This is a genomic window from Ciceribacter lividus (assembly GCF_003337715.1).
GTDB classification, from domain to species: domain Bacteria; phylum Pseudomonadota; class Alphaproteobacteria; order Rhizobiales; family Rhizobiaceae; genus Allorhizobium; species Allorhizobium lividum.
This window is the reverse complement of record NZ_QPIX01000005.1, coordinates 17,774-40,097: the sequence shown is the minus strand read 5'-3', so window position 1 is coordinate 40,097 and position 22,324 is coordinate 17,774. Positions and strand designations below refer to the sequence as shown.

At 59.4% G+C, this 22,324-nt stretch carries 17 protein-coding genes and 1 tRNA gene; 9 read left to right on the top strand and 9 right to left on the bottom strand.

The genetic code is table 11. The annotated features are described in order from the left end of the window. Window positions 1-11 precede the first annotated feature (11 nt). Entirely contained in the window at window positions 12-617 is a 606-nt protein-coding gene (locus tag DFR48_RS10105; protein ID WP_245415579.1) for a hypothetical protein, read from the top strand. Between the two features lie 21 nt (window positions 618-638). Here DFR48_RS10105 and DFR48_RS10100 read toward each other — a convergent pair. The 3 genes from DFR48_RS10100 to wrbA form a co-directional block, all read right to left on the bottom strand. Further along, window positions 639-723: transfer RNA gene (locus DFR48_RS10100), tRNA-Leu, on the bottom strand. Window positions 724-823: 100 nt separating this feature from the next. Beyond that, on the bottom strand, window positions 824-1,069 hold the full coding sequence (locus DFR48_RS10095; RefSeq protein ID WP_114363042.1) for a PilZ domain-containing protein: 246 nt from the start codon (window positions 1,067-1,069) through the stop codon (window positions 824-826). A gap of 146 nt (window positions 1,070-1,215) precedes the next feature. Continuing rightward, window positions 1,216-1,812, bottom strand: coding sequence for an NAD(P)H:quinone oxidoreductase type IV (gene wrbA, locus DFR48_RS10090; RefSeq protein ID WP_114363041.1), 597 nt, complete (start codon window positions 1,810-1,812; stop codon window positions 1,216-1,218). A gap of 228 nt (window positions 1,813-2,040) precedes the next feature. Here wrbA and DFR48_RS10085 point away from each other — a divergent pair, with 228 nt between their 5' ends. The 3 genes from DFR48_RS10085 to gpt all read left to right on the top strand — a co-directional run bounded on the left by DFR48_RS10085 (window position 2,041) and on the right by gpt (window position 4,489). Next, window positions 2,041-2,826: a competence/damage-inducible protein A gene (locus DFR48_RS10085; RefSeq protein WP_114363040.1), complete on the top strand. Its 786-nt coding sequence runs from the start codon at window positions 2,041-2,043 to the stop codon at window positions 2,824-2,826. Between the two features lie 108 nt (window positions 2,827-2,934). Next, on the top strand, window positions 2,935-3,777 hold the full coding sequence (locus tag DFR48_RS10080; protein WP_114363039.1) for a universal stress protein: 843 nt from the start codon (window positions 2,935-2,937) through the stop codon (window positions 3,775-3,777). 214 nt (window positions 3,778-3,991) lie between these two features. Next, a complete protein-coding gene (gene gpt / locus DFR48_RS10075) occupies window positions 3,992-4,489 on the top strand; it encodes a xanthine phosphoribosyltransferase (protein ID WP_114363038.1) in 498 nt (165 codons plus the stop codon). Between the two features lie 86 nt (window positions 4,490-4,575). Here the strand turns inward: gpt and DFR48_RS22350 are convergent, their stop codons facing one another. Further along, window positions 4,576-6,804 carry a M10 family metallopeptidase gene (locus DFR48_RS22350; protein ID WP_170141843.1) on the bottom strand — a complete coding sequence of 743 codons (2,229 nt, stop codon included), beginning with the start codon at window positions 6,802-6,804 and terminating at the stop codon, window positions 4,576-4,578. A gap of 39 nt (window positions 6,805-6,843) precedes the next feature. Then, the gene (locus tag DFR48_RS10065; protein ID WP_147273524.1) at window positions 6,844-7,233 is read right to left on the bottom strand and encodes a hypothetical protein; all 390 of its coding nucleotides are present in this window, start codon (window positions 7,231-7,233) and stop codon (window positions 6,844-6,846) included. Between the two features lie 685 nt (window positions 7,234-7,918). On the opposite strand from DFR48_RS10065, the gene DFR48_RS10060 reads away from it, so the two are divergent. The 5 genes from DFR48_RS10060 to DFR48_RS10040 all read left to right on the top strand — a co-directional run bounded on the left by DFR48_RS10060 (window position 7,919) and on the right by DFR48_RS10040 (window position 16,064). After that, on the top strand, window positions 7,919-11,734 hold the full coding sequence (locus DFR48_RS10060) for a vitamin B12-dependent ribonucleotide reductase (RefSeq protein WP_114363035.1): 3,816 nt from the start codon (window positions 7,919-7,921) through the stop codon (window positions 11,732-11,734). A 252-nt stretch (window positions 11,735-11,986) separates the two neighbouring features. After that, entirely contained in the window at window positions 11,987-13,561 is a 1,575-nt protein-coding gene (locus tag DFR48_RS10055; protein ID WP_114363034.1) for an adenylate/guanylate cyclase domain-containing protein, read from the top strand. 6 nt (window positions 13,562-13,567) lie between these two features. Continuing rightward, window positions 13,568-14,368, top strand: a complete 801-nt coding sequence (locus DFR48_RS10050) for an E2 domain-containing protein (protein ID WP_147273523.1) — start codon at window positions 13,568-13,570, stop codon at window positions 14,366-14,368. Between the two features lie 6 nt (window positions 14,369-14,374). Continuing rightward, window positions 14,375-15,085 (top strand): adenylate/guanylate cyclase domain-containing protein, encoded by a 711-nt coding sequence (locus DFR48_RS10045; RefSeq protein ID WP_114363032.1) that lies wholly within the window; start codon window positions 14,375-14,377, stop codon window positions 15,083-15,085. A 61-nt stretch (window positions 15,086-15,146) separates the two neighbouring features. Beyond that, window positions 15,147-16,064, top strand: a complete 918-nt coding sequence (locus DFR48_RS10040; RefSeq protein ID WP_114363031.1) for a TIR domain-containing protein — start codon at window positions 15,147-15,149, stop codon at window positions 16,062-16,064. Window positions 16,065-16,121: 57 nt separating this feature from the next. Here the strand turns inward: DFR48_RS10040 and DFR48_RS10035 are convergent, their stop codons facing one another. The 4 genes from DFR48_RS10035 to DFR48_RS10020 all read right to left on the bottom strand — a co-directional run bounded on the left by DFR48_RS10035 (window position 16,122) and on the right by DFR48_RS10020 (window position 22,175). Continuing rightward, on the bottom strand, window positions 16,122-16,790 hold the full coding sequence (locus DFR48_RS10035; protein WP_114363030.1) for a hypothetical protein: 669 nt from the start codon (window positions 16,788-16,790) through the stop codon (window positions 16,122-16,124). Then, the gene (locus DFR48_RS10030) at window positions 16,787-17,692 is read right to left on the bottom strand and encodes a hypothetical protein (protein WP_147273522.1); all 906 of its coding nucleotides are present in this window, start codon (window positions 17,690-17,692) and stop codon (window positions 16,787-16,789) included. The genes DFR48_RS10035 and DFR48_RS10030 overlap by 4 nt, the downstream gene beginning before the upstream one ends. Window positions 17,693-17,946: 254 nt before the next feature. Continuing rightward, the gene (locus DFR48_RS10025; protein ID WP_114363028.1) at window positions 17,947-19,830 is read right to left on the bottom strand and encodes a UvrD-helicase domain-containing protein; all 1,884 of its coding nucleotides are present in this window, start codon (window positions 19,828-19,830) and stop codon (window positions 17,947-17,949) included. Beyond that, on the bottom strand, window positions 19,827-22,175 hold the full coding sequence (locus tag DFR48_RS10020; RefSeq protein ID WP_114363027.1) for an ATP-dependent nuclease: 2,349 nt from the start codon (window positions 22,173-22,175) through the stop codon (window positions 19,827-19,829). Before DFR48_RS10020 ends, DFR48_RS10025 begins: the two co-directional genes overlap by 4 nt. Window positions 22,176-22,324 lie beyond the last annotated feature (149 nt).

Genomic DNA, 22,324 nt, shown 5'->3' with positions numbered 1-22,324 from the left:
GGACTTTTCAAATGTTAATTCTTCGCAGTTGGAACCGTCGTTGGTTCCGCCGCACTTGCGGCGTTCTCTGCGCATTGCTGCTCGCAGGTTTCCAGGCGGAAGCCGGCCCGCTGGCCGACGCGGCGAAAGCTGCGGAAGAGAAAGCGGCCTCCGGCGATGTCGTCGGGGCTTACGAGACGCTGGCCGAAGCGACTGCCGATTTCGCCATGACGCTTCCCTTTACGGTCAAGAAGGCGGTGTTCGTCACCGGAAAGCCTTCTGCCTACGGCGCCTACGACGAGAGGACCAATTCGGTCTTCAAGGCCGGCGAGCCGCTCGTCACCTATGTCGAGCTCCTCGGCCTCGACTGGAAACCTGTCGAAGATGGCAGGCGCCAGGCCAATTTCACGGTTGACCTGGCGATCACCGACACCTCCGGGCAGACGCTTGCGTCGCAGGAAAGTTTCGGCAATTTCACCTTTACGGGCTTCGTGCGGAACCAGGAAATATTCACGCATCTGACGCTGGATGTGAGCGGTGCCGACCCCGGCGACTACGTGCTGCACTATACGATCAAGGATACGGTCGGCGACACCACGGCCGAGGTGGAGCAGCCCTTCACGCTCGCTGCGCAATAGAAGACCGAGGCCGCTTGCTGTTGGTGCGGACGACGGGGGTCGAACCCGTACGGATCGCTCCGAGGGATTTTAAGTCCCTTGCGTCTACCAGTTTCGCCACGTCCGCGCGGGCTCCTGTTTCAACGAGTTGCTCGCACTCGTCAAGAGTGCCCGCGACGATTGAGGTATCCAGTGCGACCGCTCGCAGGAGCAGGCCCGCGGCTGTCTCAATCTTCGAAGGAAATGCCGAGCTCCGTGGCCGTGCGCCAGCGCACGGAGCAGTTGTGACGACTGCCGTCTTCGAAATTGAGACCGAAGGAATCGGGAATACCGACAGTCGATTGCAGCACGAGTTTGGCGCCGCCGGGCGAGAGATTTCGCGCCATGCAGTCCATCGTCGAAAAGCCGTTATTGAAGACAATCCGCGCGCCCTTGAGCGAGCGCAGGCGTGGCTCCGCCCTCTTGTCGTTCATTGCTTTGCACCCCCGCCGTCTATGTGAAATATCACGCATGATTCATACAACTTGCGGAGGATTTCGCCAGTATGAATTGTTGTTCCGGCCAACAAAAAAGGCGCGGGGAACCTGTCCCCGCGCCCTGATTGTCGAAGAGCCGAATATCAGGCGAGCTTGGTCGCGATGCGTGCCACGTGAGCCCCCTGGTAGCGCGCCGCTTCGAGCTCGACTTCCGAAGGCTGGCGGGAACCGTCGCCGTCCGTGATGGTGGATGCACCGTAGGGCGATCCGCCCTTCACCGCTTCCACGCCCATCTGTCCCTGGAAGGCATAAGGGAGGCCGGCGACGACCATGCCGTGGTGCAGCAGCGTCGGAATGAAGCCGAGGATCGTCGATTCCTGCCCGCCATGCTGGGTGGCGGAAGAGGTGAAGACCGAGCCGACCTTGCCGACCAGCTTTCCGTTGAACCAGAGGCCCCCGGTCTGATCCCAGAAATTGCGCATCTGCGAGGCGACGGTGCCGAATCGTGTACCCGCGCCGACGATGATCGCGTCGTAATCGGCGAGTTCGTCGACCGTCGCGATCTCGGCCTTCTGGTCGAGCTTGAAATGCGAGGACCGGGCAACCTCCTCCGGCACGAGTTCCGGGACGCGCTTGACGGTCACGTCCGCGCCGGCCGACTTCGCGCCTTCGGCGACGGCATACGCCATGGTTTCGATATGGCCGTAAGACGAATAGTAAAGAACCAGGACCTTTGCCACGAAACATCTCCTTCGTTGTGGGCGATAACCCGTTTTGTCTAATCCCCCATGTAGCACTCGGCCCGACGACGAACAGATCACGGCTGCGAGACGCAGTGTTCACCATCCAGCACAACGACACGTGCGAACGACTTTCCGGCTTTTCGTGGAGAAGGTCGCTGCGGCGCGCTTCTCAAACCGGGCACGGCCCGCTAGATAGGTATGACGATCTCTTCCGGGACAACCTCCATGACTGACGACATCAAGACGGCCGCCATGCTCGCGATCGGCGACGAACTCCTCTCCGGACGGACGAAGGACAAGAACATCGGCCATCTCGCGGACGTTCTGACGCTCGCCGGCATCGATCTGAAGGAGGTCCGCATCGTCGGGGACGAAGAGGATGCGATCGTCGAGGCACTCGATGCGCTGCGCGTTCGTTACGACTATGTCTTCACTTCCGGCGGAATCGGACCAACCCACGACGACATCACTGCCGATGCCGTCGCCCGTGCGTTTGGCGTTGCCTGCACCCATGACGCCGAGGCCATGCGCCTGCTCGGCGAAATGTATGCGCGCCGGAACATGGAGTTCAGTGAGGCGCGCCAGCGCATGGCGCGCATGCCGGAGGGAAGCCGCCACATCCCGAACCCTGTCTCGACCGCACCGGGCTTCATCATCGGCAATGTCTACGTAATGGCCGGCGTGCCGCAAGTCTTCCAGGCTATGGTGGACAAGGTGATCTCCACCTTGCCGGCAGGCGCCCGGGTCCTCTCGCAGGCCGTTCTCTGCCCCTACGGCGAGGGTGACATCGGCACGGCGCTCGCGGCCGTTCAGAAGGCGCACCCTTCGGCCAGTATCGGCTCCTATCCGAAGTTTGACGGCGAACGCTTCTCGACCGAACTTGTCGTGCGCTCGCGCGACAAGGCCTTGCTTGAGGCGGCGACAGCAGCGATCACTGCGATGATTGAGGAAATCACAGAGAAAAAACAGTCCGTTCACGACGAACGAGGGCATCCGGCCGAACCTGTCTGACCGACCTTTCTTCGTCGCGCGGATTGACCGAAGTCAAGGAAGCGCGCGACAATCGCGGCATAGAATTCTGATGCGGGGCTTCCCCGCGTCACCGCTGAGGAGGCAATCATGGCATATAAGACCATTCTCGCCGTCCTGGACACACCCAAGGACGCGCGGCAGATTACCGAATTCTCCCTCTCCATCGCCGAACAGTTCGGTTCCCATGTCATCGGCCTCCACGCGGAAGCCATTGCCTCCGTACCGCTGGTGGCGCCGATGGAAATCCCGGACCCGACAACCGTTCAGGCGCTTCAGGACATGGCGCATGACGAGACGGTGACCATCGAACAGTTCTTCCGCGATCGTTGCGCGCGGGAAGGCATCTCCTACGAGTGGCGCAGTTTTCTGTCATCGGCCGGCTTCAATGCCGCGTCGCTGGTCGACAGCGCCCGCAGTTGCGACCTCGTGATCGCCGCTCAGGGAGACGACAGCATTCTCTCCGAAAGCCGGTCAGAGCTGGAACACTTCCTGTTCGAAAGCGGCCGGCCCGTCCTCCTCGTCCCGTACATCTTCAAGCAGCCGAAACCGATCAAGCGTGTGCTGATCGCCTGGAACGGTTCGCGCGAAGCGGCGCGGGCGACCTTCGACGCTCTTCCCTTCCTGAAGAACGCCGACACGGTCGAAGTGTTCTCTGTGGAGCCGCCGGAGCAGAGCGGCCGCTCCACCACGGTCGCCGGCGCGGAAATCGCCGCCACGCTTGCCCGTCACGGCATCAACGTGACAGTTTCGCAGGCGGCATCGGATGCAATGCCTGCTCCTGCGGCCATCGAAAACCGGCTGTCGGACAGCAGTATCGACCTTCTCGTCATGGGAGCCTACAGCCACAAGCGGTGGTGGGAGGCACTCTTCGGCGGCGTGACCCGCACCGTGCTGGATTCGATGACAGCACTGACACTTCTCTCTCGCTGAGCGAGTTGTGCGGCGCTCTTGCCAGGCGCCGGCAAAACCCGGTAATAGCAGCGATCGAAGACAGAAGCCCGGGGGCGACATTCGCGCGGCACCGCTCGCGCGAATCGTGTTTTTGGCCTCGAGCCGGCACGAGGACGATCGCTTCCGGCAGTCCGTCCGAAACCCCGCCGGCTCTCCGGCGCTGCCACTATCGAACATCTTTCGGAGTCCCAGAATGTCCCTCCCCGATAAAGCCTTTCCCGTTTCCTGGGACCAGTTCCATCGCGATGCCCGTGCGCTTGCCTGGCGCCTTGCCGGCCTCAACCAGGAATTTCGCGCGATCGTCTGCATCACGCGCGGAGGGCTCGTTCCGGCTGCAATCATCTCGCGCGAGCTCAATATCCGCCTTATCGAAACGGTCTGCATCGCCTCCTACCACGACTATGTGAGCCAGGGCGAAATGAACGTGCTGAAGGGGATTGCAGCCGACCTCATGGAGAACGGCGGAGAAGGCGTTCTGGTCGTCGACGACCTGACGGACACCGGAAAGACCGCTTCAGAGGTGCGCGCGATGCTGCCCAAGGCGCATTTCGCCTGCGTCTACGCAAAGCCGAAAGGTGTCCCGACCGTCGATACATTCGTGACCGAGGTCAGCCAGGACACCTGGATCTACTTCCCCTGGGACATGGGCTTCACCTATCAGGAGCCGATCGCCAAGGGCCACAGAGGCTAAGGCTCTTCGCAAACCGAACGAACGAAAGGCGCCGGCGAGAGATCGACGGCACCTTTTGTGTTCGTTTCGACGGAGACCGGCAGATCTCAGATGACGAGGAAATCCTGGTAGGTCAGCGCGAGGCCGGCATTCAGATGCGCGAACATGACCCTGCCGCCTGCGGCACTGCCGTTCGAGTCATAGTAGAGATTGCCCGTGTCGGTCTCGTAGATGATCCGGTCGTTGGAGTCGTGTGCGACGCCTGCCGTGCTGGCGTAGAAGGCAGAGGAAGCGAGCGTTCCGGTTTTCGTCAGCGTCTTGAACACCGCGTTTTCCAGCCAGATTGTATCATCCGTAACCGAGAAGTCGGTGACCGTGTCGACGTTGCTCGACGAATTCAGCGTGGTGTTGAAGACAAAGGCGTCCGCTCCCGCTCCGCCGACCAGCGTGTCATTGCCGAGCCCCCCGTAAAGCTTGTCTGCGCCGGCTCCGCCACTGATCGTGTCGTTTCCGCCGACACCGTTCAGAATGTTGTTTCCGGTATTGCCCAAGAGGAGATTGGCGAGCCCATTCCCCACCCCGTTTATGTTCGCCGTGCCGAGGAGTGTCAGACGCTCGATCGTTGTATAGGCTCCGAGCGAACGAGAGATCGTCGACGTGATCGTGTCGATACCGCCGACATCCGAGACCGTGTCGTTTTCGGCTCCAAGAACATAGACGTCGTTACCCAGGCCTCCGATAAGCCTGTCGGCCCCTGCTCCACCATTCAGGACGTCGTTGCCAGCGCCGCCGTCGAGAATATTTCTGCCACTGTTGCCGACAAGCACGTTATTCAAACCGTTGCCGGTAGCATTAATGTTCGCCGTGCCGAGCAATGTCAGGCGCTCGATCGCCGAGTAGCCGGCCAGCGACCGAGAAATGGTCGACGTGATCGTGTCGATACCGCCGACATCCGAGACCGTGTCGTTTTCGGCTCCAAGAACATAGGTATCGTTACCGAGTCCTCCTACCAATTTGTCTGCACCGGCCCCGCCGTTCAGGACGTTGTTGCCACTATTGCCGGTGATGATATTGGCGAGCGCGTTCCCCGTGCCGCTGGTGTTCGCGTTGCCGGAGAGGGTAAGTCGTTCCACCATCCCGTAGGCAGCCAAGGAAAAGCTGATCGATGAGATGACCGTATCGGTTCCACCCGCGTCGATAATCTTATCCCCCAGATCCGACATGATGTAGATGTCGTTGCCGATGCCGCCGTTCAGGGTGTCGGCACCACCGCGCCCATAGAGAATGTCGTTTCCGGCTCCGCCGGTCAGAACGTTTGCCGCGCTATTGCCGTAGATCCTGTCATTGCCCGAGCCACCGATCGCGTTTTCGATAATCGTTCCGCGGGCGATGCCGAGATTACCAACCAGACCAGCGACATCGGAATAGGTCTCGGGATTGAGATCGATCCGCTGCGCGACACTCACCCAGCTGAAATCGATGGTATCCACGCCTCCGGTGTCGACGATCGTTGCTGCAATCGGGTCACCGCCGGCGAACGAGCTATAGCTATAGGTCGTATTTCCTGAATTGATCGCCGTCGTGCCGTAGAGATCGCGGATCGCCAGAACGTCGGCGATCATCGGCGTGATGATCCAGGCAAAGCTTGCGTTCACATAGGTATTATCGTCCTGCGAAAAGTACGACATGATCGTCGCCTGCCAAGAGTCGTTGAGATATGCGTTGTCGACCCCGTAGGTGGCGCCACCGTTGTACGGGCCTGCATGTCCGAGGCCGAGGGCGTGCCCGATCTCGTGAATGTAGGTCTGCATCGAATAGGTGTCTTTGGTGAGACCGTACCAGTTGATCCAGTCCGTCGAGATGTTGACTTCGGAGGAGAGAATGGTGTTGCCGCTGGTCGTGGAGTTGGACCAGGCCTCGTAACTGCCGGCGTCGTCGAAGGTGATCTGCGCTGAACCGGTCGTGTAGGAGAACTTCAATCCAGAGGCGGCGGTCCACGCTTCGAGCGCCCATTTGGCGAACTGCTGACCGGACGCCGTCAACGCCGTGATGTTGACGGTTATGGTCCCACCGGCGCTGACGGCGAACTTGCGCCAGCTCGCGCCCTCCGAATTCCAGTAGCCGTCCGTCAGATACGCGGCGATCTGGTCGTTGCTGTAGACCGGCAATGCAGCCTTCGTGACAGTCCCGGCAAACGACGTCGAGACGGCGGCAAACATATCGTTCACCCGGTCGGACCCGTCCTCATCGGCCGAAGACGCGTGGTTTGCCGAACGGGAGCCGGCGTCCATGACCTGCAGGTCATAGCTGCGTTCATGCATTTCAAATGCATCCATGCCATTCAGGTTCCTTGACATATTTCGCTAGCCCCATCGTCAAAGCCTGTTGAAATCAATGTCTGAAACTTGCACCAGATCGCGGGCAAACTTCGCGATCGTCCGGGCGTTCAGCCCGGCATCCGAGATGCTCGTGCTGATGGTCGGACCGTGTGTAAAGCTCCCGCCGGATTGCCCCGCCCAAGAAAGCCTGCCGGAGATCCGCCGCTCGTCGAGCGCAACGATTTCGAGCCGCACGGCAGACCCGGCCGGCGGAGCGGCCAGGCGCTTGCGTACCTCGCCCTCGACAGAGGAACAGGCCAGCCGAAAATTTTCCGCCGCAACGACGCCTGTCGCCGCCTGGCATTCGAAGATGAGTGATTCGGCATCCGCACTGCCGGCCATCGACGTCACCACTACAAGGGGCAATAGCTTCCCGATCTTCTTCATAATCTGGCCCTGCATATCGGGCAGCAGCCTACGACACAGCCTTTAGCAGACCGTAAATCCGAGAACTCGCGCATGCGTTGTGTCGTTAACGCATACGCGCGTCTCGTGCAACTGCAATACTCTGCTAGCGCAAGATATCGACGCGATCGTGGATATCGTGCGGCGAGAACGTGACAGCGGGCCGCCCCTTGCACCCCGTCACCGGAGGATCCAGCGGAAAACACAAATGATTCCATCAAGATCGCCAGTTTCCCCGTTTTCCACAGATGAACACACAAGATGTGGTGTTAACCATTTCGACACAAACCAGCCCTTGACGGAATCGGCCGTTTCAAAGTTAATACATTCTTATGTTGCGGCGGCGGCTGGACCGGGATTAACGAGACCGGTTCGTTCCAGAAAAATCGCGATGCGAAGCGAGGGGGCAGTTCACATGACGTGAGCGCAACCTGCAGATATTCGTGCGCGGAATTTTTCGCCAAAGCGCGATGCGGGGACTGGCGGAAATAAACTGTTAATACTATATTTAGTGTTTGCAGCCACATTCACCACAAGATACAGGTCGATCATCACAGGAATGATTCACCTGAACAATATGAAGTGAGACCGGCTGCACGCGTCGAACCGAGTGGCCGGACGGGATTTGTCGCGCCGTCTGGCGCCGAACAACGAGGGACGAAGGCAGATGCGCATCGAACGCCGATTTACCAAGCCGGGTCAGTCGCCCTATGCGGAGATCGAATTCCGCAAGGCGGTGAGTGAAATCAAGAACCCCGATGGCTCGACGGTCTTCCGGGCTGCCGACATCGATGTGCCTGCGCAGTTCAGCCAGGTCGCGACCGACGTGCTGGCGCAGAAGTATTTCCGCAAGGCCGGCGTTCCGAAGATCGTCAAGAAGGTCGAGGAGAATGACGTTCCCTCCTTCCTCTGGCGGTCTGTTCCGGACACCGAAGCGCTGAAGGCGCTGCCGGAGAAAGAGCGCTACGGCGCCGAAACCGACGCCCGTCAGGTCTTTGATCGTCTCGCCGGCACCTGGGCCTACTGGGGCTGGAAGGGCAAGTATTTTTCGTCGGAAGAGGACGCCCTCACCTTCCGCGACGAACTCGCCTACATGCTCGCCACCCAGCGCGTCGCGCCGAACTCGCCGCAGTGGTTCAATACCGGCCTGCATTGGGCCTACGGCATCGACGGTCCCGGCCAGGGCCATTTCTACGTCGATCCCTTCACCGGCAAGCTCGTCAAGTCGAAGTCGGCCTACGAGCATCCGCAGCCGCATGCCTGCTTCATCCAGTCGGTCGAGGACGACCTCGTCAACGAGGGCGGCATCATGGATCTCTGGGTGCGTGAAGCGCGCCTCTTCAAATACGGCTCCGGCACCGGCTCCAACTTCTCCTACCTGCGCGGCGAAGGCGAAAAGCTTTCGGGCGGCGGCAAGTCTTCCGGCCTCATGAGCTTCCTGAAGATCGGCGACCGTGCGGCGGGCGCCATCAAGTCGGGCGGCACCACGCGGCGCGCCGCCAAGATGGTCGTCGTCGACATCGATCATCCGGACATCGAGGAATACATCAACTGGAAGGTCAAGGAAGAGCAGAAGGTGGCCGCCCTCGTCACCGGCTCGAAGATGGTCGCCCGGCACCTGAAGGCGATCATGAAGGCCTGCGTCAACTGCGAGGCCGACAACGGAGATTGCTTCGATCCTGCCAAGAACCCGGCACTGAAGCGCGAAATCCGCGCCGCCAAGAAGGACCAGGTTCCGGAAAGCTACATCAAGCGGGTCATCCAGTTCGCCCAGCAGGGCTACAAGGACATGGAGTTCAAGACCTACGACACGGACTGGGATTCGGAAGCCTATCTCACCGTCTCCGGCCAGAACTCCAACAACTCCGTCTCGCTGAAAGACGACTTCCTGCGCGCCGTGGAGAATGACGGCGATTGGAACCTGACCGCCCGCAAGGACGGCCGCGTCATGAAGACGCTGAAGGCGCGCGACCTGTGGGAAAAGATTTCCTACGCCGCCTGGGCGTCGGCCGATCCGGGCCTGCACTTCAACACGACGATGAACGACTGGCACACCTGCCCGGCCGCCGGTCCGATCCGCGCGTCGAACCCGTGCTCGGAATACATGTTCCTCGACGACACGGCCTGCAACCTCGCCTCGCTCAACCTTCTGCAGTTCAAGGACGCCAAGACCGGAAAGATCGCGATCGGCGACTATGAACATGCCGTGCGGCTGTGGACCGTCGTGCTCGAAATCTCGGTGATGATGGCGCAGTTCCCGTCCCGCCAGATCGCGGAACTCTCCTACGAGTACCGCACCCTCGGCCTCGGCTACGCCAATATCGGCGGCCTCCTGATGTCCTCGGGCATTCCCTATGATAGCGCCGAGGGGCGCGCCATCTGCGGCGCGCTGACCGCGATCATGACCGGCGTCTCCTATGCGACATCCGCCGAGATCGCCTCGGAACTCGGCCCCTTCCCGGGCTATCAGCCGAACCGCGACGACATGCTGCGCGTCATCCGCAACCATCGCCGCGCCGCCCATGGCCTTTCGGAAGGCTATGAGGGGCTGTCGGTCGACCCGGTTGCGCTGATCCACGCCGATTGCTCCGACCCGGCGCTCATCACCCATGCGACCGCCGCCTGGGACAAGGCGCTGGAACTCGGCGAAAAGCACGGCTACCGTAACGCGCAGGTCTCGGTCATCGCGCCGACCGGCACGATCGGCCTCGTCATGGACTGCGACACCACCGGCATCGAGCCCGACTTCGCGCTGGTGAAGTTCAAGAAACTCGCCGGCGGCGGTTACTTCAAGATCATCAACCGCGCCGTTCCGGAAGCCTTGCGCACGCTCGGCTATTCCGAGTCCCAGATTGCCGAGATCGAGGCCTATGCGGTCGGCCACGGCAATCTCAACCAGGCACCGGGCATCAACCCCGGCACGCTCAAGGCCAAGGGCTTTACCGACGAGAAGATCGAAGCCGTCAACGGCGCGCTGAAGGCCGCCTTCGATATCAAGTTCGTCTTCAACCAGTGGACGCTCGGCGCCGACTTCCTGAAGGAGACGCTGAAGGTCACCGACGAACAGCTTTCCGACATGAGCTTCAACCTCCTGGAGCACATCGGCTTCTCGAAGAAGGACATCGAAGCCGCCAACATCCACATCTGCGGCGCGATGACGCTGGAAGGCGCCCCCTTCCTCAAGGCCGAGCACCTGCCGGTCTTCGACTGCGCCAATCCGTGCGGCAAGATCGGCAAGCGCTACCTTTCGGTCGAAAGCCATATCCGCATGATGGCGGCAGCCCAGCCGTTCATCTCGGGGGCGATCTCCAAGACGATCAACATGCCGAACGAGGCGACCGTCGAGGATTGCGGCAGCGCCTACATGCTCTCCTGGAAGCTCGCGCTGAAGGCGAACGCGCTCTATCGCGACGGCTCCAAGCTCTCGCAGCCGCTCAACGCCTCGCTGGTCGAGGACGAGGAAGACGAGGACGCCATCGAGGATCTGATCCAGCAGCCGGCCGCCGCCCAGGCGGTGACGGTCACGGAGAAGATCATCGAGCGGGTCATCGAGCGCGTCACCCGCGAACGCGAGAAACTGCCGAACCGCCGCCAGGGCTATACCCAGAAGGCGACCGTCGGCGGCCACAAGGTCTATCTGCGCACCGGTGAGTTCGGTGACGGCCGCATCGGCGAGATCTTCATCGACATGCACAAGGAAGGGGCCGCCTTCCGTGCGATGATGAACAACTTCGCCATCGCCATCTCGCTCGGCCTGCAGTACGGCGTGCCGCTCGAGGAATATGTGGAGGCGTTCACCTTCACCAAGTTCGAGCCGGCCGGCATGGTCATCGGCAACGACGCGATCAAGAACGCAACCTCGATCCTCGACTACGTGTTCCGCGAACTCGCCGTCTCCTATCTCGGCCGCCACGATCTCGCCCATGTCGACACGTCGGATTTTTCCAATACCGCGCTCGGCAAGGGCATCAAGGAGGGCAAGACCAACCTCGTCTCCACCGGCTGGACCCGCGGCTACAAGCCGACGCTGGTCGGCGGCACGGGCGTCGACCGGTCGCTCTCCGAACCGAAGGGTGCCTCGACCGCCGCTCCCGCCAAGGCTTCTGCCGGCGGCAACGTGACGGCCTTTGCCGGCTCCGCCGCCCGCAAGCTCGACACGACGGTCGCGATCTCGACCTCCGAGATCGTCTCCTTCAAGCGGGACTACGAGGAACGCGCCGCCGAACTCGCCGAGGAGATCGAGGCCGAGACGGTGACCGACGAGACCGGCCAGGAAAAGACCGCCCTCTTCTCCGACAAGGCGGCCGCCGACGCGGCATCGGCCAAGGCGGAGGCAAAGAAGGTCGAGGCCGAGCGCCGCATGCGCTCGATCGCCCAGGGCTACACCGGCAACATGTGCTCGGAGTGCCAGAACTTCACCATGGTGCGCAACGGCACCTGCGAGAAGTGCGACACCTGCGGCGCGACGAGCGGGTGCAGCTGAGCGGAGACTGCTCTTGAGCACCCTTATTGAGAAACCGACGCTAGTACTGGCCAATTGGCTCTAGTACTGGCCATTTTGGAAGCAAGAACTGGCCAACTCCACATACGGCCACCTCCGGGCACTGAAATGTGCCCGGAAAATGCCCCTCAGAACAAATCATGAAACAAACGGGGAAGTTGGATCACGCCATTAGCGCCACCCATCCGTCATTCAGCATTCGAACTGCCACAAGGCAAGCCAAAGGAAGTTGTAATGAGTTGGTCCCGTCAAAAGAGTCTCCAGCGTATCCGGTCATTTCGCGCTACCGCGCCAGCCACGTCGATCAACCTGAGAACCTTCGACCAGAGCTACATGACCGCCAGAGCGGCGACGATACAGGCCAAGATGAGGCTGGGTGGAAAGTCGGAGCCACTGATCTTCGACGTTCCGCCGGACACCGCGATCCAGGTTGAGGGAGTTCACGTCTACATTCAGATGCTGGACTTCGCGGCTGCAATGACCGACCGCGAACGTGAAACGGAGGCTAGCCATCGCCGTGTCCTTTCCATGCTCCACCTCAACTACGCAGCCTGCGATCAGGTCGCCGAACAATTCGAAGCTCAACGCGTCGATTTCCATGGCTCGCGCATGCATGCCGTCATCGTCTCTCCTCCTGGATCCGGCAACGAGAAGGAACGCGCTGAGCGCGCCCTTGCCTTCGCGGACGCCGCCAAGCGGGCGATCGAGGAAGTCGGTCGCACGACGGAAAACGGGCGCTATTCGACCCGCATTCGAGTTGGCGTTGACAGCGGGTCGGCCGTCGCCGTGAACAGCGGGACCAAGGATGAGCGAGAGCCGCTATTCCTCGGAGCGCCCGCGAACTACGCGGCCAAGCTCGCCGAAGGGAACGAGGAAGGCATCTTCATGTCGAACAGGGTCCGCCAGGAACTTGGACTACAGCCGCTATTCAGCATCGACACGCTTGCGGCCGAACGAGGGAACCCGACTTCTCCGATTGGCAACCTTGGCCTGTCGGCGAACAGTAGCTTCCAATCCAAGCGCCTCTCCGATGCCGCCATCATGACGGCTGCATCCCGCGCAAAAGCCCGGTTCGTGCTCGACGTAGGTACTGACGCAACCTTCTCGTTCCACAGGCATACGCCGCCTCTGAAGACGATCGACTTCGCCTGTCTAATGCCTTCGAACACCATCAGGATGGGACTAATGTCGATCTTCGGCGATATTGATGGCTTCACGAAGTACGTGGACGAGTGCATAGCTCAACACCGGATCGGCGAGATGGTTTCCAACCTCCACGTTATCCGCAGCGAACTGGCGGCCACGTTGTCAGAGGACTATTCCGGTCGCAAGGTGCGATTCATCGGCGACTGCATACATGGTCTTCTGGCCGAGGGCACTTCTCAGGAGACGGATGCTTCCGCTTCCGTCGTGTCGGCAGTTAAGGCCGCCGGCGGGATGCGCTCGAGCTTTGAACTCTGCCAAGAAGAACTCGATGGCATCGACAAGTTGGGCATCGCTATCGGTCTTGAGTTCGGCGAGACGCCCATCGCCCGGATAGGCATCCGTGGGGAGCGGAGTGTCCGGTGCTCGGTCAGCAGGGCGGTCTCACGGTCTGAAGAACTTCAGGGGAACTGCACTGGCGATCAGACCGCACTTGGCCCGACCGCGCTCAACCACGCTCCGGCCAGCATCCGGCGACTGTTCGAAGGTGGCGTCGCCTGGGGTCTTGACGCGGAATCGGTAGGGGAGCATCTCGGTTCACCGCCAGTCGTGAGCAGCGGGACCGTCAGTTCCGTAGCAGCTCCTTACAGCGCCGGAGAGCAGTGATTGCCGTTGGACCATATCCTCCAGGCGGCACCGGTTTGGTTCCGGGTCGCCAGCCACACTGAATCCGAGGTACTCGGGTCCGCGCATATCCTGCTCGATAATGCAGTCTGCTCGATCGAAGTGGATCTCAGGGTGCATGATCAGGGCGGCGAAATTGCGGTTCAGGAGCTGGTGCCTGGAACCTCTTATCCCAAGACATGCCATGAACGCCACCTTCAGTCGGATGAGCATTTCTGCATCGGGTTCAATGCGGGCAAAGGAATTGTCTCGAAGGATCACGCCGTCGTGTGGTGGGGTCTGCTTCGGCATTTTCTCAAGCTTCAGCGGGTGGCGGAAAGGACTGGCCGGTGGCCTCCGCAACAGGAGCTGGCACACGGAAGTGCGGGCGCGCACCAGCTCGCGGCTATCGCAGCAGCAAAGGATCTGGGCATCGAGGACGAGTACATGGACATGCTCGCTGGCCAGTCCGCATGGTTTGCCGACAGCGGACTTCAACTCAATGCGCGGAATCGATTGAAAAATAGCTGGCTGCCCTGCCCCGTCGGGTGCCGGAAGAACGGGAAACCGATATCACGTGCGGTCTGCTGTCGACCAGCAGCGGTTGCCGCGCTGATCACGCAGGAGCGCCTCCGGAGGAAGAAGACGGCGGACTTCCACTGGTTGGCGCGTGCCAGTGGAGAGCAATGCTGTGGAACGATGCTGAAATGCGGTCTGCGTGATACCCCACTTGATGGCGTGGTGTCTTCGGACAATTCGGGAGACGAATCCCAAGGTTCCATTCGAACCGCGAAATCTGGAGAGGCTTGAAATCCGATGGCTAGCGAGAGCTTTCTGAAGGATCGTGTCGAGACGTTGTTCCGCACTGAATTCGACCAGCGGGATGGCCGGGTTGTGCCGACGACGGAAGACGTGGTTTTGAAGAACGGCGCGGTGAAGATCGACGCTGCCTTCCTGTACGCCGACCTCGCGGGGTCGGCCAAATTGTCGAAGGCATGCCCATGGTCTACGACGGCGAAGATAATCCGCGCGTTTCTCGATTGCTCGACCCGCCTAATCATCAAGCATGGGGGGCATGTGCGTAGCTTCGACGGTGATCGCGTGATGGGCGTCTTCATCGGCGATTCCAAGAACAGTAACGCCTCCATCTGCGGGCGGGAAATTCACTGGAGTGTCCGCAAGATCATCCAACCTGCGGCGACGAAACAATTCAAGTCGATCTCCGACAACGGTATCGAGATACGAAACTGTTCGGGCATCGATGTCGGGAATGTTCGAGCCGTCCGTTCCGGGGTAAGGAACAGCAACGATCTCATCTGGATCGGAAAGGCGGCCAGCTTCTCCGCAAAACTGTCGGACGTGAGAGACGGAGCTTACTGCACTTACATCTCCAGCCGGACCTACAACAAGCTGAGCAAGGAAGCCAAATTCGGCGCAGAAGGGAAGAACATGTGGGAGGCGCGATCCTTCGACTTCGCTGATGAAACCGAAACGGTATACCGGTCAAATAACTGGAAGATGCCGTGAACCGGACAAAATCGCCCGACCATTGCCTGGAACAAGCATCTGAAGTTTCATAGGAGCCGTCATGAAGGATCGTTTCGAAGGCGAGAACCGAGCAGCATTGATCGGCAATCTAAAACGCCAGTTTGATAGCGGAGACGCCGACGTTGCCGAGGCGATCGCCTCCGGTGGGGAGCTCGTAGAGTTCAATGCGGGGGATGTCCTGATTGCAGAAGGCGGTGAAGACAACGATGTCTTCTTCCTGGTTTCCGGGCAGGTTTCTATCGTTGTAAAAGGACAGGAGGTCCGGCAGCTCAAGATGGGCGACCATGTCGGAGAGATGGCGGCGATCGAGCCTTCACAACGCCGCGCCGCTTCGGTCATCGCGGTGGAGACAGTGGTGGCTGTGAGAATGGCCGGCAGCGAATTCACCAAGCTGGCCGACAGATTTCCACCGCTGATATGGAGATCAGTCGCACAGGAACTGTCGAGGCGATTGTATGACCGGAACAGACATATGACTGCTCCAAACGAGAAGCCGCGTATGTTCATAATGTCTTCTATCGAAGGACTGGAGGTTGCCAACGAAATCCAGGCTGGCCTCCAGCACGATGCCCTACCAACGGTGTGGCCTAATGGTGTCTTCTGGGCGGGCGGCTATCCGCTGGAATCGCTGGAGACGGCCGTCGCAGAGAGCGATTTCGGCGTTGCTGTCGCGCTCTTCGAGGACATCGTCGAGACGAGCCGCGGCGATCGCAGGCCGACGATCCGAGACAACGTTCTCTTTGAGCTCGGCATGTTCATGGGACGGCTCGGCCGCCGGAGAAGCATCCTAGTGTATCCTAAGCTTCCCGGGCTCGTCTTGCCATCAGACCTCCATGGACTGACACCGGCTTCTTATAGCCCCGGCGAGTCCAAGGACTTGCCAGCGCTGCTTGGCCCGGTTTGTACCCAGATACGGAAGATCGTTCGCCAACTCGGTGTAAAGACTGGAGCGAACTGACCCTAGGCAATCAGGTCGCAGCTTCTACTGGGGGACTCGGCCAAATTCGATTCATCCTCATCTCATTCCGCGGGTCATGCCAGGGAACGCTGTTTCCAGTACTTTCTTCGGCATAAAATTCGGATGGACATTGGCGGACGGAAGGCGTTGCGTGTACAGACCGAATGTGTTGGGATTGAATTTCGGGCTGTGTTCGGGAAGGCGCAGGAGAGATTGTATCTTGATCTCCGCATTGTTCCGGGACATCACCTTTTCCGAGGATATTGCAGCTAGGATACAGATCTCGCTCGGCTTGTAGAGTTCCGCCGCGCGATCGACCAGCAATTCGAGATGTCTCTCTTCCGTCATTACCGCGGTGGCGACAATCAATCTTCTGCAGGCAAGATCCGGTTTGAACCTGTGTTCGCTGGTGATCAGTCCATGGAACTGGGATTCATCTCTCGCCGGAACGTCAGCAATCCACAAGCAGTGCGTTGCGACAGTCCTCCCGGCCCGACCGAGTGCGTCGATGATTGGGCCACAGAATGCGTCGAAATCGATCGAAAGCCCCATAACTCTAATCGGATCCGATCCGTTCAAAAACGCTAGTTTCTCGGACCAATACTTACCAAGAATCCCGACGGCATCGATCGTCTGCCGCGGATCGAAGCCGTATTGAACCAACGTTTCGATCGCCCCAGATATCTCTGGAGGATTTCCAGGCTTCTGCGTGCCTACGAAAATCAAAGCTGCTCCTCCTGCATCGCCATCATGATTAGGTCGCGAGCGCTTGTGGGCGTCTCTTCCAAAAGCCTGCGTTCGAACGCACACCAGTTGCGGATTACGACGAACCCCTCAAACTCATTTTCATCCCATCTGAGGTGATACGATATCTTGTGGCCATCGGCGTAGAGTTTCAAGATTTCGATCTCGTTGTCGAAGGCTATGATCCTGGAGATGCACTGCAACAGTGATTGCTCTGAAGACGCGAATTCCTTAACTGCACCACGAGACAGTTCACTGGCTCGTGCAAGCGTATGTGCTGCGGTTTCTGATCGCGGACCTTTCATCCATGCCAACTCGATCATCCACTGCACCAAATGGGCATTCCCTTCGCTCTGCACGCACAACATCAATTCTCGCGCCTTTTCACCGATCGTAGGGCCGTCTGGACTGCGGAAGGCTACCCATACCGTTTCCGGTAGGTACTTCGATTCACTGACGTGCAATGCCTTCGCGCGATCTTGGCGATGCGTCACGAGGACAAGACGATATGCACGGGACGTTTGATCCATCAGCGTCTTCTGCCGATCAAAGTCTGATTTCAGCTCCGGGGTCCACGTAAGGTCTTCGACGTGTTTAATCTGATAGAAAACGGTGATCTCAGGGGTGTCGACGACTACGTCATCAACGAAGGCAAACGCTCCCTGAGTGACGAGAACCTCCGCAGGATGATGAGCCGAAGTATTGAACTCCGCTGCTTCGTCGACCGAAAATGCGTATGCATACATGATGACTTCGTAAGCGCAGTTGAAGAGTTCGAACTCGTATCCCACAGGATTCGCCGTGCCGCCGCTTAACTTGCGAAGCAGTCGATCATACGCCTCGATCCCGAGCAGCTTCTCGATAGTTGCCTTGTCAAAATGCATGTCGAACCCGCCTCGCCACTCTGCTGTCACGCGCCTTATCCACAATGTGGGTTAACATTCGGAGCAATGCGGTCTTGTTCTGTTTCAGGAAGAATGGATGGCAAATTCGACGATCTCCGACCGCCGACCATGACAGCAATGCATATCAGCGCACGCAATGGTATCCGGCAGACGCTGCATGCAGTCCAACAAATGGTCCGATTAATCCAAATTCTGGTTCACTCTGACGCGCCAGTCAGTGATCCGGCGGGGAATCAGCTACCCAACGTCTCTTCATCGAGGACGTCCTCCAGTCGAAAGAAACCCCTTTTGACAATAGCAGCCTTGGTCTCCGCGACGTTGGGTACGAACATCACGACCGCGAGGTCTTGAACGGCGCGGGAGCAGCACACGTAGAAGAGCCGACGGGTACGTTCGATGACCGAGTCCTTCCCTTCCGCAATATTCTCATTGTCAGTCTTCGATAACTCCGTGATTCCGAAATATTTACCATAAGAAAACAGGGTCTGCCCCTTACCCTCCTCGTCATCGAGGAGAACCATGACCCTGTCGAACTCAGCGCCCTTGACGCCCTGCTGGGTGGCAAATGGCGACAGGTCCTCGATGTAATTCCGATATCCCCAAAGTTCGGTCGCGGGGCTTGCGAGAAACGCAGTCATTGGAGGATGCTCCGGATCGAGTTCATCGGCCGGGTTGACCGGCACGGCGAGATGCCGCGACATGCGCTCGTCCACGAGGAGCAAGGTAGACACGATAGCAAACGAGAGCACCTGTCTGACCGTCGTCTTGGGGTTAGAGAGGAGTCGATTTAGTTCGACTGTCGCTTCGTGAAGTCGCTTCAGCGTCTCGGCGATATCTCCGTGTGTGTCCGGATTGGAAAGGGGGCCCTTGTCACGCAGGATCGTTACGATCTCGAACTCGTCGCTAGCTCGTACGGCAGATACCAGAGGCAGGAGATAGTTGATAAACGGCCGCAAAGGCCACGCGGTCCCGTCGACAACACCGTCCTTCAGACTATCCGGCGCATCGTCGTTCAAGGAGGCATACAGGTTCGGGAATCCAAGCCGTGTCGCGGCCATGCGGTGCACGACCACCAGCGTCTGGACGTCGGCATCCTTTTGGTCGCTTTCCCATAGGGGATCGTCGTTCACCTGGGCCAGATATTTCCGTACTTGTCCGACACGGACGGTTCGATGCTCGTCCGCGGGCAACACAAAGATTCTCGCCGTACCCTCCACAGGGACGTCCTGGTCTCCCACTCGCGTCGTCCTGCCTCGAACCTGTTTCAGGCCATCGTCCTCGGCGCGGATGGAATTGATGACCTTCAAGACTCGTTGCGGACACCGGAAATTCTCCGGCTTCCGAATCTCGGTCCACCCTTCCTCAGGAGCGATGGCACCAGCACCAGCGGTGTAGATCTTCTGCATTGGATCGCCGAAGAACCCCAGGCAGAATCCATGTCCCACGGTCTGCGCGACAGTCCGAAGCGCGTTGATGAAGTCCGGCGTCGTATCCTGGCTCTCGTCCACGAACAAAACGGGGTATCGTGCAGCAAGAAGGTCTCGGAGAAGTTGCTTCTGCTCGATGAGGGCCGGGACGAGCTTGACGATGTCAGCGTGCCCCAGAACGCCATGCGCAAAATCGCTGCCGGTCCCGTAGGTAAATCTCTCCAGACCAGCGACGATTTCCTTCTGCTGGCGATACCTGATCAAGGCGGCCTCGATGCCCGGAAGCGAGGTCTTTCTAGTCTTGGGATTCGCGAAACGTTCGGTTTCCTTAGCAGTTTTTTCGTCGATCCGAGCAAGAACCCAGTCGCGGATGTCGGTCTGGAATGGGTGGATTAGGGACCACAGGAAACTGTGGATCGTGGAAACGTGGCAAAGGGGGTCGTTGCCGACATCGCTTCGGATTTCGTTGACGGCGATGTCCGTATACGTAATGCATGCGATCTGCTGCCCGCGCATGCGAAGCTCTTTCCCTCGCGTGCGGGACAGATGGGCCAGAGCCTTTATCAAGGAGGTGGTCTTTCCCGATCCCGCCCCCGCTATCATCACGAAGTTCGTTGGCGGGCGTTGGTCCAGCGCCGCGCGAAGGTCGACATCGGCCTGCGTGTCGGGCTTGCCGATCCGGCTCGTCATACCAGGAGCCCTTCATCGTCTTCGTGTTTTCCGTTGCCTTGCTCGTCATCGTCGGCGGGTTCAGGAGGTGTGACCTCCTTTTCCAACCATCGAAGGCCATCGGCAATATACCGCGGTACTAACCAATCCTTTGGATCTTGCTCTAGCAGCGCCAACGCGAAATCTGTCTTGTGGAAGTTCGAGCTGGCAATCTTCCTGTGCAGCCGCAGAGAGATCGCCGCGAGATCGAGCTTGGCCGCGCCCTGGATGCGAAGCTTGAGGTTCTTGCGAGCCTTGCTCTGCGACCAGACAAGATTTTCCAGTGCGAAAGCCTCCTCCAGGGTCCTACCCGCAAGGGCACGAACCTCCTCCTTCCACACGACGTCAACTGCTGTCTGGTACGAGACCCGAACAAGTGCGTCATGCGCTGCTGTCCTGACCTGGATGCAGTCTTCTTCCTTGGCGGCGAGCAGATCGAATATGAGCGTCTTTCTGGGCAGCCATTTTCTGAGTGTCTGGTTCGACGTCACCGCACCTTCAATGGCGACCATGCAGGCTGTTCCGGGGCCGGATTCTTCCTCGTCGTCCTCCAGTTCCTCCTCTTCGTCCGCGGCTACAGCTTCTGCCGCTTCTCCAATGGCAGCCTCTGGAACCGCCTGCTCCCCGTCGAGACCAGCGGCAGCCTGTTCGATGGCATCCTCTTCGGCTTCGACCCCAGGTTCCGCCCCAGGGAGGACGCTGTCGATGTCCGTAATGATCAGTGTCGTGATCCCGAGGAATTCCACGAGGCTCTTAAACCGATGTCCGAATGCCCCACCGATCTCGAGAACACTCAAGTATGCGGACCGGAGGCGGGGTGCCGCCGTCGCTATCATCTGTGGCAGCAGGAGGCGTTCGACGTTGCCTTCGACCAGCACCGCCGCGTCGGCGAAAAAGAGGTCGCAGTGGGTGAGCTTGAGATAGCGTTCGAGGAAGTTCCGGGAACCTTTTGAGGTCCCATGATAGAAGGCTGACAGGCTGAGTACGTCGGACGTCTGAGAGGCCATACCGGGCATGCGCCTGAAATACCGGATCGGGCGGAAACCACGCTCGTACAGGATATGGGACGAGTGCGTCGAAATCACGAGCTGGCTCGTATAGTATTGTGCGTCGGCGCCTTCGATTTTCAGGATGTCGAGAACCTTGCGGACGAAGACCTGCTGAAGCTGGACGTGCAGGTGAGCTTCCGGCTCCTCGATGAAGACCAGATGAATAGGCGGCCTGCTTTCCTCCACATCGAGCCATCTCGCATGGAGATCGAGCAGTTCGACGACCATATAGATCAGGTTCTTGAAGCCTAGTCCGTTATAGCGGTCGGGAAGCGTGGGCAGGACCCCGTGCCGATCGGCCTCACCGAGCGCATAATGGACCCTCGTCCCATCCTGCGAACTCATGATCGTCGCAGGATTGAGGGCGGTCTTGATGAGCAGGCGCGGATTGCCCAGTCCGGGATAGCCGAGCTCCGAAAGCCGGTCCAGCGTCGGGCCGAAGACCCGGCCGAGATGTTCGTTGAGCATCGTCTCGGAATCAGCCAAGGCCCGCTGAGCATCAAAATCCGCCACACGTTGCTCGAGGTTCCGCTGATAGAACCTGCCCAGGACTCGTGACAGTTCCTCGGCGCGCGTCCCGCCTGAGGAATCCGAAAGGTGGCGCTGCGCATGCAGGAAGTCGATCTTGACCAGACCGGAGAGAATATCTTTCCCGCCCCGCCCCTTGTCGGGCGAAATCAGGCGAGGGACATACCCTACGCGTTCGTGCAGTTCGTTGTCGAAGCATGCGCGGTCGAGAACATGATAGCGAAGTTCGAATCCTTGACGCAGTCTCAAACCACCTTCGTCACGTAGATAATCGCAAAGCGTTCTTGGCGAGGGATGGTAGTCGGGCGCGCCGTTCACTCCAGGACGAATGTTCGCTTCTGCAAGAGCATGCGCGGCCTGGAAATCGCGGAGCAGTGCCGCGGAATCGGCGGCTGCGAATTCGACCCGGATACCAACCGTGTTTCCAGTGAATGAGAGGCTTGGAAGGAGATCGACCACACGATGAAGGTTCGCCGGCTCTACGTTGAACCAGATGTCCATCGAGATTGTTGGAAGAACGGCGCCGGCGGTACCTGCTCCGAACTCATCGATCGAATCCCAGCAGTCCGAACTGAAATCATGGATCGAGAAGCGCTCCCGCGACGCGGCGGTAAAGAGCTGGAGAGCATGGGTCGCCGACGTCTTGCCGCTGTTGTTCGCGCCTACGAAGATCGAGATGTCGGAGGCAAGATCGATGCGGACATCTTTAAGGCGGCGGAAATTGCGGATTCGAATGGATTCAATATGCATGAACTTCCCGCCGGCAGCACTCTCAGGGATTGCACTGTATTCAAGATGCCACTGATTCGTCCAAGAGTAGATTCGCGAACCTCACGTAAGAACCGCGGGCTTCACTCCTCCAAATCAAGAAACACCTGTTCGGACGTGCGATCCTCTTT